The sequence below is a fragment of the Rhizobacter sp. Root1221 genome (assembly GCF_001425785.1).
GTDB lineage: Bacteria > Pseudomonadota > Gammaproteobacteria > Burkholderiales > Burkholderiaceae_C > Rhizobacter.
Map to the genome: position 1 here is coordinate 12,400 of NZ_LMDI01000021.1, position 12,775 is coordinate 25,174.

At 62.5% G+C, this 12,775-nt stretch carries 8 protein-coding genes; 1 reads left to right on the forward strand and 7 read right to left on the reverse strand.

The window, feature by feature from the left end; all coding sequences use genetic code 11:
* Nucleotides 1-264: 264 nt before the first annotated feature.
* The 7 genes from ASC87_RS15885 to ASC87_RS15915 form a co-directional block, all read right to left on the reverse strand.
* The gene (locus tag ASC87_RS15885) at nt 265-2,148 is read right to left on the reverse strand and encodes a hypothetical protein (protein ID WP_056663845.1); all 1,884 of its coding nucleotides are present in this window, start codon (nt 2,146-2,148) and stop codon (nt 265-267) included.
* Nucleotides 2,099-6,013 (reverse strand): lipopolysaccharide assembly protein LapB, encoded by a 3,915-nt coding sequence (locus ASC87_RS15890; protein WP_157604076.1) that lies wholly within the window; start codon nt 6,011-6,013, stop codon nt 2,099-2,101. Before ASC87_RS15890 ends, ASC87_RS15885 begins: the two co-directional genes overlap by 50 nt.
* Before the next feature lie 847 nt (nt 6,014-6,860).
* Entirely contained in the window at nt 6,861-7,229 is a 369-nt protein-coding gene (locus ASC87_RS15895) for a hypothetical protein (protein ID WP_056663852.1), read from the reverse strand.
* A 27-nt stretch (nt 7,230-7,256) separates the two neighbouring features.
* On the reverse strand, nt 7,257-8,534 hold the full coding sequence (locus ASC87_RS15900) for a TRAP transporter large permease subunit (RefSeq protein ID WP_056663854.1): 1,278 nt from the start codon (nt 8,532-8,534) through the stop codon (nt 7,257-7,259).
* Nucleotides 8,531-9,145, reverse strand: coding sequence for a TRAP transporter small permease (locus ASC87_RS15905; protein ID WP_056663861.1), 615 nt, complete (start codon nt 9,143-9,145; stop codon nt 8,531-8,533). Before ASC87_RS15905 ends, ASC87_RS15900 begins: the two co-directional genes overlap by 4 nt.
* A gap of 28 nt (nt 9,146-9,173) precedes the next feature.
* Nucleotides 9,174-10,388: a fumarylacetoacetate hydrolase family protein gene (locus tag ASC87_RS15910; protein WP_056663865.1), complete on the reverse strand. Its 1,215-nt coding sequence runs from the start codon at nt 10,386-10,388 to the stop codon at nt 9,174-9,176.
* Nucleotides 10,389-10,439: 51 nt separating this feature from the next.
* On the reverse strand, nt 10,440-11,459 hold the full coding sequence (locus tag ASC87_RS15915) for a TRAP transporter substrate-binding protein (protein WP_056663868.1): 1,020 nt from the start codon (nt 11,457-11,459) through the stop codon (nt 10,440-10,442).
* A 147-nt stretch (nt 11,460-11,606) separates the two neighbouring features.
* Between ASC87_RS15915 and ASC87_RS15920 the strand changes: the two genes are divergently transcribed.
* Nucleotides 11,607-12,590: a LysR family transcriptional regulator gene (locus ASC87_RS15920; protein ID WP_056663990.1), complete on the forward strand. Its 984-nt coding sequence runs from the start codon at nt 11,607-11,609 to the stop codon at nt 12,588-12,590.
* The last annotated feature ends 185 nt before the right edge of the window (nt 12,591-12,775 follow it).

The following is a 12,775-nucleotide window of genomic DNA, read 5'->3' on the forward strand; positions in this document are numbered from 1 at the left end:
TCATTCCTGAAGTCCAGGCGTTCATGCGCGCCTTGGACCATGATGGCTTCGATGTACAGTGACGGCGCCAGGCGAAAGCGAGTCCCAGACCGCGGATCCGCTCACACGCAAGAGGCTTGTCGATGCGCGCCTCAAGCAGGGGGAGTTCCGTACGGCACTGCTTGAAGCCTTCCACAGAAAGTGCGCTGTCACAGGGCTGCCGGTGACTCAGATGCTGATTGCCTCTCACATCGTCGGCTTCGAGCCTCTCCTCCGGGCACCACACTATGCGAGTGCAGATCGCGCGATGTGCGCAGGACGCAGCCAAGACTGTTCACCAAGTCGGGTGAACCTCTCCATGAGTTCGCAGTGCTCCGCGAGAGATGCACATGCATCGCCGCGAGGCAGCTCGTACGCAAGTCCGATGAGTTGTTCGAGCAGCCATGATCTACTTGCCTGCGCGTCCCTATACGCAGCTGCGGCGGTGCAGAGCGTTGCCCAGGCACCATGCGCGAGTGACCACGTTGAAATCTGTGCAGCGCCCTCCCGAACCTTTCGCGCAAGCGCGTTGGCCATGCCGTCCGACCCTTGCGCAACAGCGACCAACGCAGCCATACGAAGGGTCGTGAAGTCGTCGGCGGTTTGGCAGACCTTCAATGAACCGATCGCGTCGCCGAGGGTTCTGGTTTTCTGATCCTCAAACTTGATCAGGCGGGCCAGAAGAAGCAATGCATTCCACGTGTTGGCAGACACGCCATTGATCGAGGCATCGGCCATTACCTCATCGATGAGGGTTTCGGCGGCGCTTCTGAACGGAGAGTCGCTCGACGGATCACTTCGTCCTTGCAAAAGGTCCGGAAGCCCGCTCCAGACGCGCAGCAAATCAGCAGACAACTCCAGCTCGTGCTGGCCCAAGTCAGGAAGAGGTTCGCCACTCTCGCTCGAATCATCGATTAGGGTACGTGCTAGGCCAACCGCAAACAATTCACCAAGCCGAGCATGCTCCATATTCGGAAGATGGAGTGGGTCGGTCTGGAGGTCGAACATGTCGATCACGTCTCCGGCCAAAGGAAGCTGTGATTCAAGCCAAGTAGTAAAGCCCTTTGGATCCAGCTGCTCGAACGAGACTTGGTCTAGGAGGATGTGCGCGTGAGCCCACGCTGCCAGCCTACGCCAATAGGCTGGGCGGCTCCATGTCTCGGTATCGGTATTCAGGCAATGCAAAGTCGCGCGGTAAAGGCGCGAGAAAAGCGCCGACTCGGGGCGTCGCCGTTGGTCGGCGCCAGCTCGTCGGACGATCTCCGTGAAAGCGTCCAGTGCCTCGCGCTCAAAGCGCTGATCCGATCGGCGCGATGTCGCTGCAGCAACAACACCAACTGCCGCCAACGGACTTCCTAGGTTCGGAGTGCGCGTCTTCAGCAACTCAAGAAGCACATCATCGGAGAGTGCGCTGATGACACGTGCAACGTCAATCGACGGGCCACTGTACGCCGCCAAGGTACAGCGCCATCCCCATTCGCTGTCGCGTTCGAGGACCTCGGACAGATGCGGCAGCAAGACTTCACCGAAGTATCGGTCGGCCGTCACGCCATCGCGCGCTGCTCCGACCAGGCACTCGAAGTAGCCTCGACCAGACGGAATCAAGTCTTTGATCCACACGCTTTGATTCGTCAGGCTCCGACGAACCCTCTGCAGTCGAATGGAGGGGATGTCGTCTAGCTCGCGATGGAACTGGGCGAACTCGGCGTCAGACAGAGGGCCACGTTCCAACTTCTCATACCAGGCTTGAGCATCTATTGGCCCTGGTCGCAACCCCTCCAGAATCGATCTCAGTCCGGATTTCCGTGCCGCTGCGTCCGCGCAGAGAAGAAGTAGATCGCGATAGATGACGAGGGGCCCGTCTTCGGAGCGGAGTGCTACGCCGTCTTCCCTCTGAGTGAGCTTCCAGCTCGACGCTCCGTTTTCGGTGGCGATGGCCTGCTCTACGCCGAGCACGGCCCCCACTAGCGCCCTTCGCACATCCTTGTGAAGCAAAAACTCCGTGCCATGGTGACTGCCTCCGTACATCGCCGCCGCCTGAGCAATGTCCGGACGCTCGCAAAGTCTGTCTGCTACGGACTCAGGCGGCAGCCGTAGGGCCTGTCGCATCGCGATCGTGGTCAATTCCATTGATTACCTTCTTTGCTTGAACCAGGAACGTATCCGCCATGGCGGATACGGTCCGATCGATGACGACGGTTTTGGCTGGCTGAAGCGCATCAAGAACCATGCGCTCTGTCCAATCACGCTGAGCATCGCGCCGCTCCTCTGACGAGCTCAATGGAAGGAGTCCAACGCTCGTTCTAGCAGCCATGATTGAAAGCGCGGCGGTGACATCGCCACGCACTGCTGCGCCGATCTCGCTTGCCGATGGCATCACGTGGCTGACAAGCCAGCTGCACTTCGCAACCGCATCGGGTATCGGGATGCTTTCGTCCAGCCACAGCGCGCGAATGGTAAGGGCTGCGGTGCGCCACAACGCATCCGAGAACACGAAGTCGTCGGGCGACCTGAAGAGTTCGAGCGAACGAAGGCGGGCCAAGTACTCCCTCAGCCCACGGAGATGCGCAGTTTCTTGAACTTTGCCATCGCTTAATACGTTCGATCGACCCAAGATCGATAGCAGCTGAGCTTCGTCGACGGGAACGAAGTACAAGCACCACGACCGAAGCTTGTGCATGTCCTCGTAGAAATCAGCAATCGAAATGGTGCCGTCTGCAACGAGCGCATTCAGTAGATCTATGCTGCAGAGCAACGGAACCGTCGAGCCGGACGCATTCTCTACATGCGCCGCCCCATTAAGCGCTCGATCATCAATCGCAATTGCGTCCGCCTGCGTCGGGTGCGCGAAGAGATCGTGCAGCGTCGCCGCCTGCGGCCCGAGCGAGTGGTCCTCGTTTGAACTGTTCGTCTCCTGGAGCTTGAGCTTGCCGCTGGAGAGATGACGACGCAACTCGATTCTCAGATCGTCAATGAACTCTTGAACTGGCTCCAACGACGCAGAAGAGTCCGTCGTTTGCTTCCATAGTTCTACTGCGTTGGGATGTACCCACACGGCTCGTGCCGCGGTTATCAGTGCCTGAAGGATATTGGCACGATGCAGCGCCTCGGCCGCTCCGATGTTGAGGAACACTTCACCCGGTGAAGTCGTGCTTGTGGGCGTAGGTGAATCGGCTTGTCTCAATGACTGCAGAGCGTCTGCGTACGCACCATCGCTGATGATCCCCATGTGGTGCAACATCCAGGCGATCGACTCGGGTCCGACAACGCGGCTCTGCATTTCGCCCAGGTCGACGACAACATCCATGTAGGAGTTGACGTCAAAAACCGATCCAAGGTGCACAAACAGTCCATCACGGCTCACGGCGGCAGAAAGGAGTGCCGCGCCTTCGTCGCCCATCGATGCAGACAGAGGTGTTGGTGGGGGCGGGTCGATGCTCTTCACCGAGCCCATGTTGACCAAACGCAGCAGCGCACGAGCTTCAGTCACCTTCGACGGCTGGTGAAAGCGGCTCCGTTGGTTCTCCTCCAGAAGCGCGAGGAACAGACCTGACGGAACGACTACACAATCAAGCAGACCGAACACCGCGCCCAGGCGGTCTAACCGATGGAGGACGATCAGCGTTGTGATGTCGAACGCGACAAAGCGAATCTGTCCTAGTTGGGCTGGTTGCCTCCTTCCGCTTCGAAAGGGCACTGGCCGCCTCTTGCGCGCGTCACCCTGCTCAGCATTCTCCATCGGGACGGCTACCAGCATGTGCATCAACGTCGTGTTGAGTGCAGCCGCGGCGAGGTGGAGCGGAAGGCTACCCGAGCGAAGATCTTCATTCCGCTTAGCCAACGTCTCGTGTTGGGACGCAAGCATCTCCACGGTCTGACGGAATGTGAAGGACTGGATCGACGTTGATCTGTCCCGGGCTTGCATCGCACCCTGCAAGAACACGCTGCCCGCTGCCTCACGCCCCAGTCGGACCGAAACCACATAAGCGCCCAACAGGATGTCTGGATTGTCCGGGGCCTTCGCCACCGCCTGCCTTAGAAGGTCGACTGCGTGCTCCGTGTCCGACAGACTGACCACGTTGGCCATCGTCAGCAGCGTTGACGAATGAAACGCAGCCTGGTGCCTGATCGTGCGTTCGGAGATGGATGAAAACCTCGACCAATCACCGGACTGGATTGCCAAGTTCATGTCCAGAGAAATGACCTCGGGTCCGTCGCTCGTTCGAACCAGGTCGTCGACAATGACTTGAGCTTCAAGACATCGACCGAGCGCGAAGAGGTTCCAAGCCTCTTCCAACCGGAACGCGTCGTCCTCGTCCGGCAGGTGTACTGACTCAATGAAAGCGCTGATTTCGCGAGGTGGTCTGGATGCTTTCCTCAAGCAACGCAGGTGATGAATCGCGTTGACAATTCTGGGTTCGCGAGTGAATAGTTGACCCGAAAACTCGACAAGGTCACCCCACCGCTCAGCCCTCGTGAATGCAACGACGAGGTTGTGTAGGTCTCCGAGTTCGTCGGTCTCCCGAAACAGCTTGAGCGCTTGCTCTGAAGGGTCACTGCCGCGGCGATCGGCCAGCATCAATCTGAATCGCCGCAACTCGGCCTCGTCCAGATCGGCACTCAAGTCCGCCAGCAGGTGTTCGGCTTGTTCGAGGTCCCCGATGGCGATATTGGCCGTCAGGCATATGTGAACCACTGCCGAGGGAATCATTGCCTTCCTCAGCTCGTTCCACTGAGATCGGGCGAAGAGAAGTAGGTCCTGGTGCGCCCCACTAACTTTGAGAAGAAGCAGTTTGGCAACGCGTTCGTCAGAGGAAAGTCCACCGGCAACCTCCCGCCGAGCCAGATGCCGGGCGAGAGGCTCCGGGTCGAATTCAACCTCCGACAAGAAGCAAAGCTCTACCAAGTCGATCGCCTGGAGGGGATCCTTCATTGCAACTTGAATGCGGGTGATCTCTTGGGCCCTCATCGTGGGACTCGAAAGCCGAAGCGCAGCCAACCAGAGTTCCGCACCCTCAGAGCCTTGCCGGCAATGAAGCCGTCGAAAGTTCTCGGCCGCTTGGGTGAAAAGTTGAAGCGCTTCCTCACGAGCGACGGGTGTCCGCGAAGAATCCACAGTTCCGAGGAGCACGAGACGATGGCCCGCATCGAGAACCGCGCGGTGTCGCTCCTTCGGTATGAGCTCCAGCGCTACCAATACCGCCCTGAGATGGCTGAGGGCCGGCGCCGCTTGATACTGGTCGGTAGAGAGCGCCGTCAAATGCGCGAGCGCTTCTTGGTACCTTTCCCACCGTGTGAGCGCCTGCGCCGCATTAAACCACCCGGTAGCGGTGAACGCGCGAATTCCGAGCGACCTCACTCCCTCAAGATACTGCCGGGCGGCAGCTTCGCGCTTGTTGTTGAGAAGCAGGGCAAAAAGAATCGTGCGCGACTCTGCCGTGCCTAGTGTGTCCAAGGCGCCCAGGGCCTGATCTAACTTGCCAGTTGCCGCATCCAAGAATGCGCGAGGGATGGTCTCCACATCGTGGCCGAGTTCTTCGAGCTGACGCAGCGCAGCTTGAGCCTCGTCGACTTTTCCATGAGCCGCGTAGAGGCGAATCGCCCAGTTCAGTGCCGTGATGCGAGTTCTCGTAGAAGCAAGGCCGAGGCGCTGCTCGTTTGGCAAACCTGTTAGCAAGTCCCCTAAGGCCTGCAGCGTGGGCTCGCCTACGAGGTGTCGGCGCTCGATGATCTTTGTCAGTTCGCGATCGGCCGTCTCCTCTGACAGCAGCTCGGCAGCTTTGAGGCGTGACCCTTGATCAATCTTCTCAGTGATCTCGGAGATTCCAGCTTGAAGCATCGCGGCTGTACCGCCGTCCTTGATCTGGCTCACCTGCCCGCTGTAAATGGCCCCCAGTGCTCGATCAATCACGGGCACTGCATGTCTCGCATCCTCACCGGATACGTTCGAGTAGAGGTCGCAGAGGCGTGAACGGATCTGGGAATCCACGTCCATGCCCGCGAGTTGCCGCCTATTCGCTTTTGCTAGTAGTTCCCTTACTTCCTGGATGCTAAGGAACTCTTGCACGTGAGGCCGCCGTAGCACCTCGTCCTGGACGAATGGGCCCATTGAACTAGCAACCCGGTTCCCTTTCGGTCCCACCCAGGAAGTCGCTGCGAGACGCTCCACCGTCTCCTCAGCCATGCGTTGATGCAGCGGCGACTGCGTGCGGTCTGGAGTTCTAACCGCGCTTCGCTCCGCTCGAACACGCTTGGCGAAGGGGAACACCACCCGGAGGACGGACAGGGCAGCTTTTCCCACCATCGCAAGTAACGACATCGTTCCTCCCAATTTGTTGAGGGAATGTTACGGGATGGAGCTATGGTGATGTCCCAGATCTGAGCGATCGAGGCCGGCTTCAGCTCGGTCCACACGGCTTGGTTGAAGAGCAATCGCGCGACACCAACCGCTTGTGACACCCGATGCGGGTTTCGCAACCTTCTGCTTCTGCGAGAATGTCCAGCGCTATCGGCATCAGGCCTGAGGATGTCCAATGAGTTCGAAGAAGCGTCCGTTAAGGAGCTACGAAAAAAGTTGGACGAGCGTTGACGCTCCGAGACCATCGATCCACTGAGCTCGAAGTCCTCTCAAATCCGCAGGGCGCCAAGCCGGTTCTTCACGAGCCCAGTCGCGCCGGCATTTCGCTGCCACGGCGAGCCGCGTCATCACGTTGGTGCCCGCGGCGCCCATGCGCTGGACGACCACCCGGTCACGAACACGCCAGTGATCCGCAGCGGTCACCGTCCACCACGCGGGCGCCCTGCCCGGTGCCGACCTGCCGGTCGGCGCGTGTCCGGACGGATCATCGGCACTGCATGCCTGCCGGCAGCAGGTGCCAGATGACAACCACGTCGCGCATGTCGACGACGCCGACCTGATCCAGGTCCGCGTTGCGGAGGACGCCGGCTTCACCCGCGCGCCTCCCGAGCGAAGCCGTCGCAGCCCACACATCGCTGCACGTCAGCTCGGCGTCGCCGTCCACGTCGCCCGGCACGTACGGCTCGATGTCGTTCGCATACAGCTTGACAGCCTTGCTCTCCTCCGGACTGCCCGCCTGCATGGCGACGAACCCGCCGACTGATCCTTGCCGCTGACTGATGGCGTTGCCGACGTCCCTGCTCGGCGTGTTGCCGTCCGCCACTTCCTTCAGGACGTCATGCTTCGTCCCCATCGGTTGGAAATGGCCCGGGCCGGGACGTCAGTAGAACCAGCGCAGCGGCACCAGCACCGTCTGCGGAAAGATGACCATGATGAACATCACCGTCACCTGGGCGACCATGAACGGCAGGACTCCCCGCGTGACCTCGTCCATCTTCATGCGGCCGACGCCGGCCACCACGTTGAGGATGGTGCCCACCGGCGGCGTGATGAGGCCGATGGAGTTGTTGATGATGAACAGCACGCCGAAGTAGACGGGGTCGATGCCGGCCGCCTTGACCAACGGCATCAGCACCGGCGTCATGATGAGGATGGTGGGCGTCATGTCCATGGCGGTGCCCACGAGCATCACCAGCAGCATGATGGCGATCAGCAGCAGCGTCGGGCTGTCGAGCAGCGGGCGAAGGAGGTCCACCATCTGCGCGGGCAGGTCGGCCACCGTGACCAGCCAGGCCGAGACCATGGCCGAAGCCACCAGGAACATCACCACCGCCGTGGTACGGGCCGCCGTGACAAAGATGCGCAACAGCGCCCGCAGCTCCAGCTCGCGGTAGACCACCGTGGTGACGAACAACGCGTAGACGGCGGCAACGACCGCCGCTTCGGTGGGCGTGAACACGCCCATGCGCAGGCCCACCAGGATGAACATCGGCAGCATCAGCGCCCACACCGATTCGCGTGCCGCGGTCCAGACTTCGGCGCGCGTCTTGCGTTGAGGGGGTGCGAGTGCCTCCTTGCGGCCGACCCACCACCAGGTGAACGCCAGGCCGAGGCCGATCATGATGCCGGGGAAGATGCCGGCGATGAACAGCTTGCTGATCGACACGTTGGCGGCGACGCCGAAGATGACGAAACCGATGCTCGGCGGAATGATGGGACCGATGACGCCCGACGCCGCGATCAGTCCGCCCGACACCTCCTTCTTGTGTCCGGCCTTGATCATCATGGGCAGCAGCAGTGCCGTCAGCGCAGCGGCGTCGGCCACGGCCGATCCCGACAACGCCGACAGCAGGCACGCCGCGAGGATCACGACGTAGCCCAGGCCGCCCTTGACGTGACCGATGAGTGCCAGCGCAAAGTTGACGATGCGCTGCGACAACCCGCCGACGTTCATGATCTCGCCGGCCAGCATGAAGAAGGGCACGGCCAGCAGCGGGAAACTGTCGGCACCGTTGATGAAGTTCTGCGCCAGGATCTGCGCGTCGAACAGGTCCAGGTGCCACATGAGCGCCACGCCGCTGGCCAGCAGGGCGTACGCGATGGGAATGCCCAGCGCCATCGCACCCAGGAGGCTGCCGAGGAAGATGAAGACGGTCATGAACGGGTGCGACCGGGGACGCCGCTGGAAGGGTGCGCGTGTGGCGGGCCCCGCTGCGCGTCGCCCTGCGCCAACTCGGCCTGCAGCGTTTCGAACTCGGCCTGCTCCTCTGATTCCTTGACCCTCACGAGGTCGCTCTCCTGGACGTGGCCGGTCAGCAGGCGCGTGAGCTGCAAGAGCAGCAGGATGCCCGCGCAGGCCGAGAAGACCACGCCCGATGCGTAGAAGATGGACATCGGTGCGCCCGTCACCGGCGCTGCCACGTCGTGATTGATGCGGGCCTGTTGCCAGCTGCCGTCGAGGAACAGCCACGTCACGTACAGCATGAGCAGGTGGCCCAGCGCCAGGCAGGCCTTCTTGCCGGCCACTGGCAGGCGCGACACCAGCATGTCGGTGCCCAGGTGCCCACCTTCCTTCATCGCCACCACGGCTCCCAGGAAACACAGCCAGACGAACAGCCAGCGCGAGACTTCCTCGCTGACCGCGATGCCGGAGTTGAAGGCATAACGCAGCACGACATTGCCGAACACCAGCACCACCATCACGGCGAGTGCGGCGGCGATCAGCAGCTCGATGGCGCGACAGAAGCGCTCGATGATGGCGTCGATCATGGCGCTGTACCGGTGACGTGGCCGGCGGTCACAGCGGGGTCCCTTGCAGCAGGCCGCGTTCGGCCAGGTTGCCCATGAAGGCGCGCAGGCCGAACTGCCAGGGCGGCGCGGCTTCGCAATGCGTCACCCGGTTCTGCAGGCTGCCGAGCCAGTGGCTGTGGATGGTGACCACGTCACCCAGCTTGTGGGTGAAGCCGCCGCCGGGCTCGTCGCGGTCTTCGGTGGGTGCGAAGAGCGTGCCGAGGAACAGCATGAAGCCGTCGGGATACTGGTGCGAGGCCAGCGTCTGCGCCACCAGGTCGAGCGGGTCGCGGCTGATGCTGGCCATGGTGTTGATGCCGCGCAACGTGAACCCGTCGTCGCCGGTGACCTGCAAATGCACGGTCTCCCGGCGCAGCGGGTCCAGGCCGAAGTGGCCGTCGAACAATCGGATGAAGGGGCCGATGGCGCAGGACGCGTTGTTGTCCTTGGCCTTGCCCAGCAACAGCGCGCTGCGGCCTTCGATGTCGCGCAGGTTGACGTCGTTGCCCAGCGTGGCGCCGACGATGTCACCACGGCTGTTGACGGCCAGCACCACCTCCGGCTCGGGGTTGTTCCAGGCCGAATCGGCGCGGATGCCGATGTCCTGGCCATGCCCGACGGAGGCCAGCACGGGCGACTTGGTGAAGACCTCGGCATCGGGCCCGATGCCGACCTCCAGGTAGGGCGACCACAGGTTCTTCTGCTGCAGCAGGCGCTTCAGCGCCGCCGCCTCGTCGGAGCCGGGCCGGAGGTCGGAGAGGCTGGGGCCGATCAAGGCCGTGACCTGGCTGCGCAACCCTTGCGCCCGGGTCGCGTCGCCGCCCGCCTGCTCCTCGATCACGCGTTCGATCATGCTGGCGGCGAAGGTCACGCCGGCGGCCTTGACGACCTGCAGGTCGCAGGGCGCCAGCAGCCAGGGCACCTCGGGGTCCCGACCGTCGGCCTTGCTGTTGTCCAGCAGCGCGTCGATGGTGCACAGGAACTCGCCGGCCACCGAACGCACCGCTTGCGCCGGCTCGTCGACGTCGAGCAGCGTGCTCATGGTGGCGAAGTGCCTGCTCAGGTCGAACACACCATCAGGGCGAAGCACCACCACGGCCGGGCCAGCCGGCGTGCCGGCGCGCCAGGCACGGCCCACCAGCGTGCCGGCCAAGCCGTCTTGCGGCAGCACCGGGTGCAGGCCATCGGTTCGCCCGGGCGGGGCCGTCGTTGTCGCAGTCATTCGGGGTTCCTCGGGCGTTGTCAGTGGTTGTGGCGTGGCGCGTGGAGCGAACTACTTCCGGGTCGTCGTGCCGCCCCGCAGCTTCGCCAACTCGCCGTTCAATTCGGCGGTCGTGTCCTCGCCGAACTCCTTGCCGAACTTGGCCAGCACCGGCTGCAGCTTGCTGCGCATCTTGGCCTGTTCGGCCGCCGGCAATTCGGTGATCTGCATGCCGGCCTTCTTCAGGTCGGCCAAGGCGGTCTCGGAGAACCCCCGGATGGTTTTGCGTTCATGCAGGGTGGCTTCGCGCGCCGCGTCCTGCACGATCTTCTGTTCCTCTGCCGACAGGCCGTCCCAGGTCTTCTTGGACATCAGCAGCACCCATGCGCTGTACATGTGCCGGGACATCACCATGTGCTTCTGCACTTCGTAGAACTTGCTGGCCAGGATGGTGGCCGCCGGGTTCTCCTGCCCATCCACAGCCGCCTGCTCCATCGCCGTGTACAGCTCCGTGAAGGGCATGGGCGTGGCGTTGGCACCCAGGGCGTTGAAGGTGTCCAGGAACAGCGGGCTCTGGATGACGCGCAGCTTCAGGCCGCTCAGGTCTTCGGCGCGCAGCACAGGGCGGCGCGAGTTGGTGACGTGGCGGAAGCCGTTCTCCCAGAAGCCCAGGCCGATCAGGCCTTTGTCCGGCAGCGTGGCCAGCAGCTTCTGCCCGAAAGGCCCGTCCAGCACCGCATCGGCTTCCTTCTCGTTGTCGAAGGTCAAGGGCAGGTTGAGGACGCCGAAGGGCTTGACCAGCGACACCAGCGTGGAGCTGTCGGGAATGGTCATCTCCAGCGTCCCGCCCCGCAGCGCGGAGGTCATGCTGATGTCATTGCCGAGCGAGCCGCTGGTGTAGACCCGCGCCACCAGCTTGCCGCCGCTCTTGGCCGCCAACTGGTCGGCGAAGTACTTCAGCGCCTTCGCCTGAGGATGGTCTTCGCTGAGGCCGGTGCCGACCTTGAACACACGTTCCTTGATCTGCGCAGAAACGGGTCCGGCCAGTGCGGCCAGCAGTGCAGCGGCCAGGCCAAGTGATCTCATTTGCATGATGTCTCCGGAAGGGTGAGGTGCGGGCGGCGGCCACCGTGGCCCTCGCGCCGGCCCTCTGCGAGGGCGTTCTTGGTGGAGCGAAGGCTAGGTGAGCCCCCTAGCACGGTCCACTGACTTTTTCGCTAGCATCCATTCCAAATGCTGATGAGTTCGGACAAGCCTTCTGGGAAACCCTTGGTGCTGGCGCAAGTCTCGCGACTGCGTTTCCGGCACCTGCAGTTCCTCGACATCCTGGGAATGACGCGCAACCTGAGGCTGACCGCCGAGCAGATGCACATCACTCAGCCGGCGGCCACCAAGGTGTTGATGGACATCGAGGAGATGCTGGAAGCGCGGCTGTTCGATCGCCTGCCCCGCGGCATGCGGCCAAATGAGCTGGGACTCTTCACCTTGAGTTATGCCCACGCGGCGTTGGACGGCCATCGCAAGTTCGTGGATGAGTTCAGCACGCTGAAGCAGGGGGGCCACGGTCATGTGACGATCGGCGCCATCTCGGGCTCGGCAGCGCACCTCCTGATTGCCGCGGTGGCCGAGCTCCAGCGCCTGCGGCCGCTGCTGGTGGTGAAGGTGCTCGAACAGAGCAGCGACCAGCTGATCGTGTGGCTGGCGGAACGCAAGATTGACGTGATGATCGGCCGTTTCACCGACGACGCTCAGCGCGACCAGTTCCAGTACGAAAAACTCGCCGGAGAAGGGTTGCAGGTCACTGCCGGCGTGCACCATCCGCTGCGGGGATCGAACGCGCCCGGGCTGCTGGAACTGTCACGCTGGCCTTGGATTCTGTACCCGACCTCCACGGCGTTGCGCAAGGTGTCCGACGACATCTTCAGCAGCACCGGCCTCTCGCTCACCTCGGGCATTGTCGAAACGCCATCGTTCCTCTTTGCGCTGGAACTGATGCAAAGCACCCACATGCTGTCGCTCCAGCCCGCCGCGCTGGTCGACAAGTATGTGCGGCGCGGGCTCCTCACGCGCATCGCGGCCGAACTCCCCGACCGCATGCCCGACTTCGGCCTGATCACGCTGCAAGGCGAGCCCCCCGGCACCGGCGCGCAGGCTTTCATCGACGTGATCCGCACCTTGGCCAACCAAGCGGTCGACACGGTTCACGAGGCCACGGGCGCCTGACGCGAGTGCCGGGCCAGGCTCGGACGGTCCCCACATTGGTTCCAAAGTGGTTGTGCATAAAGCGCCAACGTCAGCCCACCAGTTCGTTGACACTGCGCGATTTTGCCCGGGTTGAAGCGGAATCCTTACCTGGCGTTACGTCGAAAATCAGGGTTTCCCCGATATGAACACTGAGTTACTGGTAT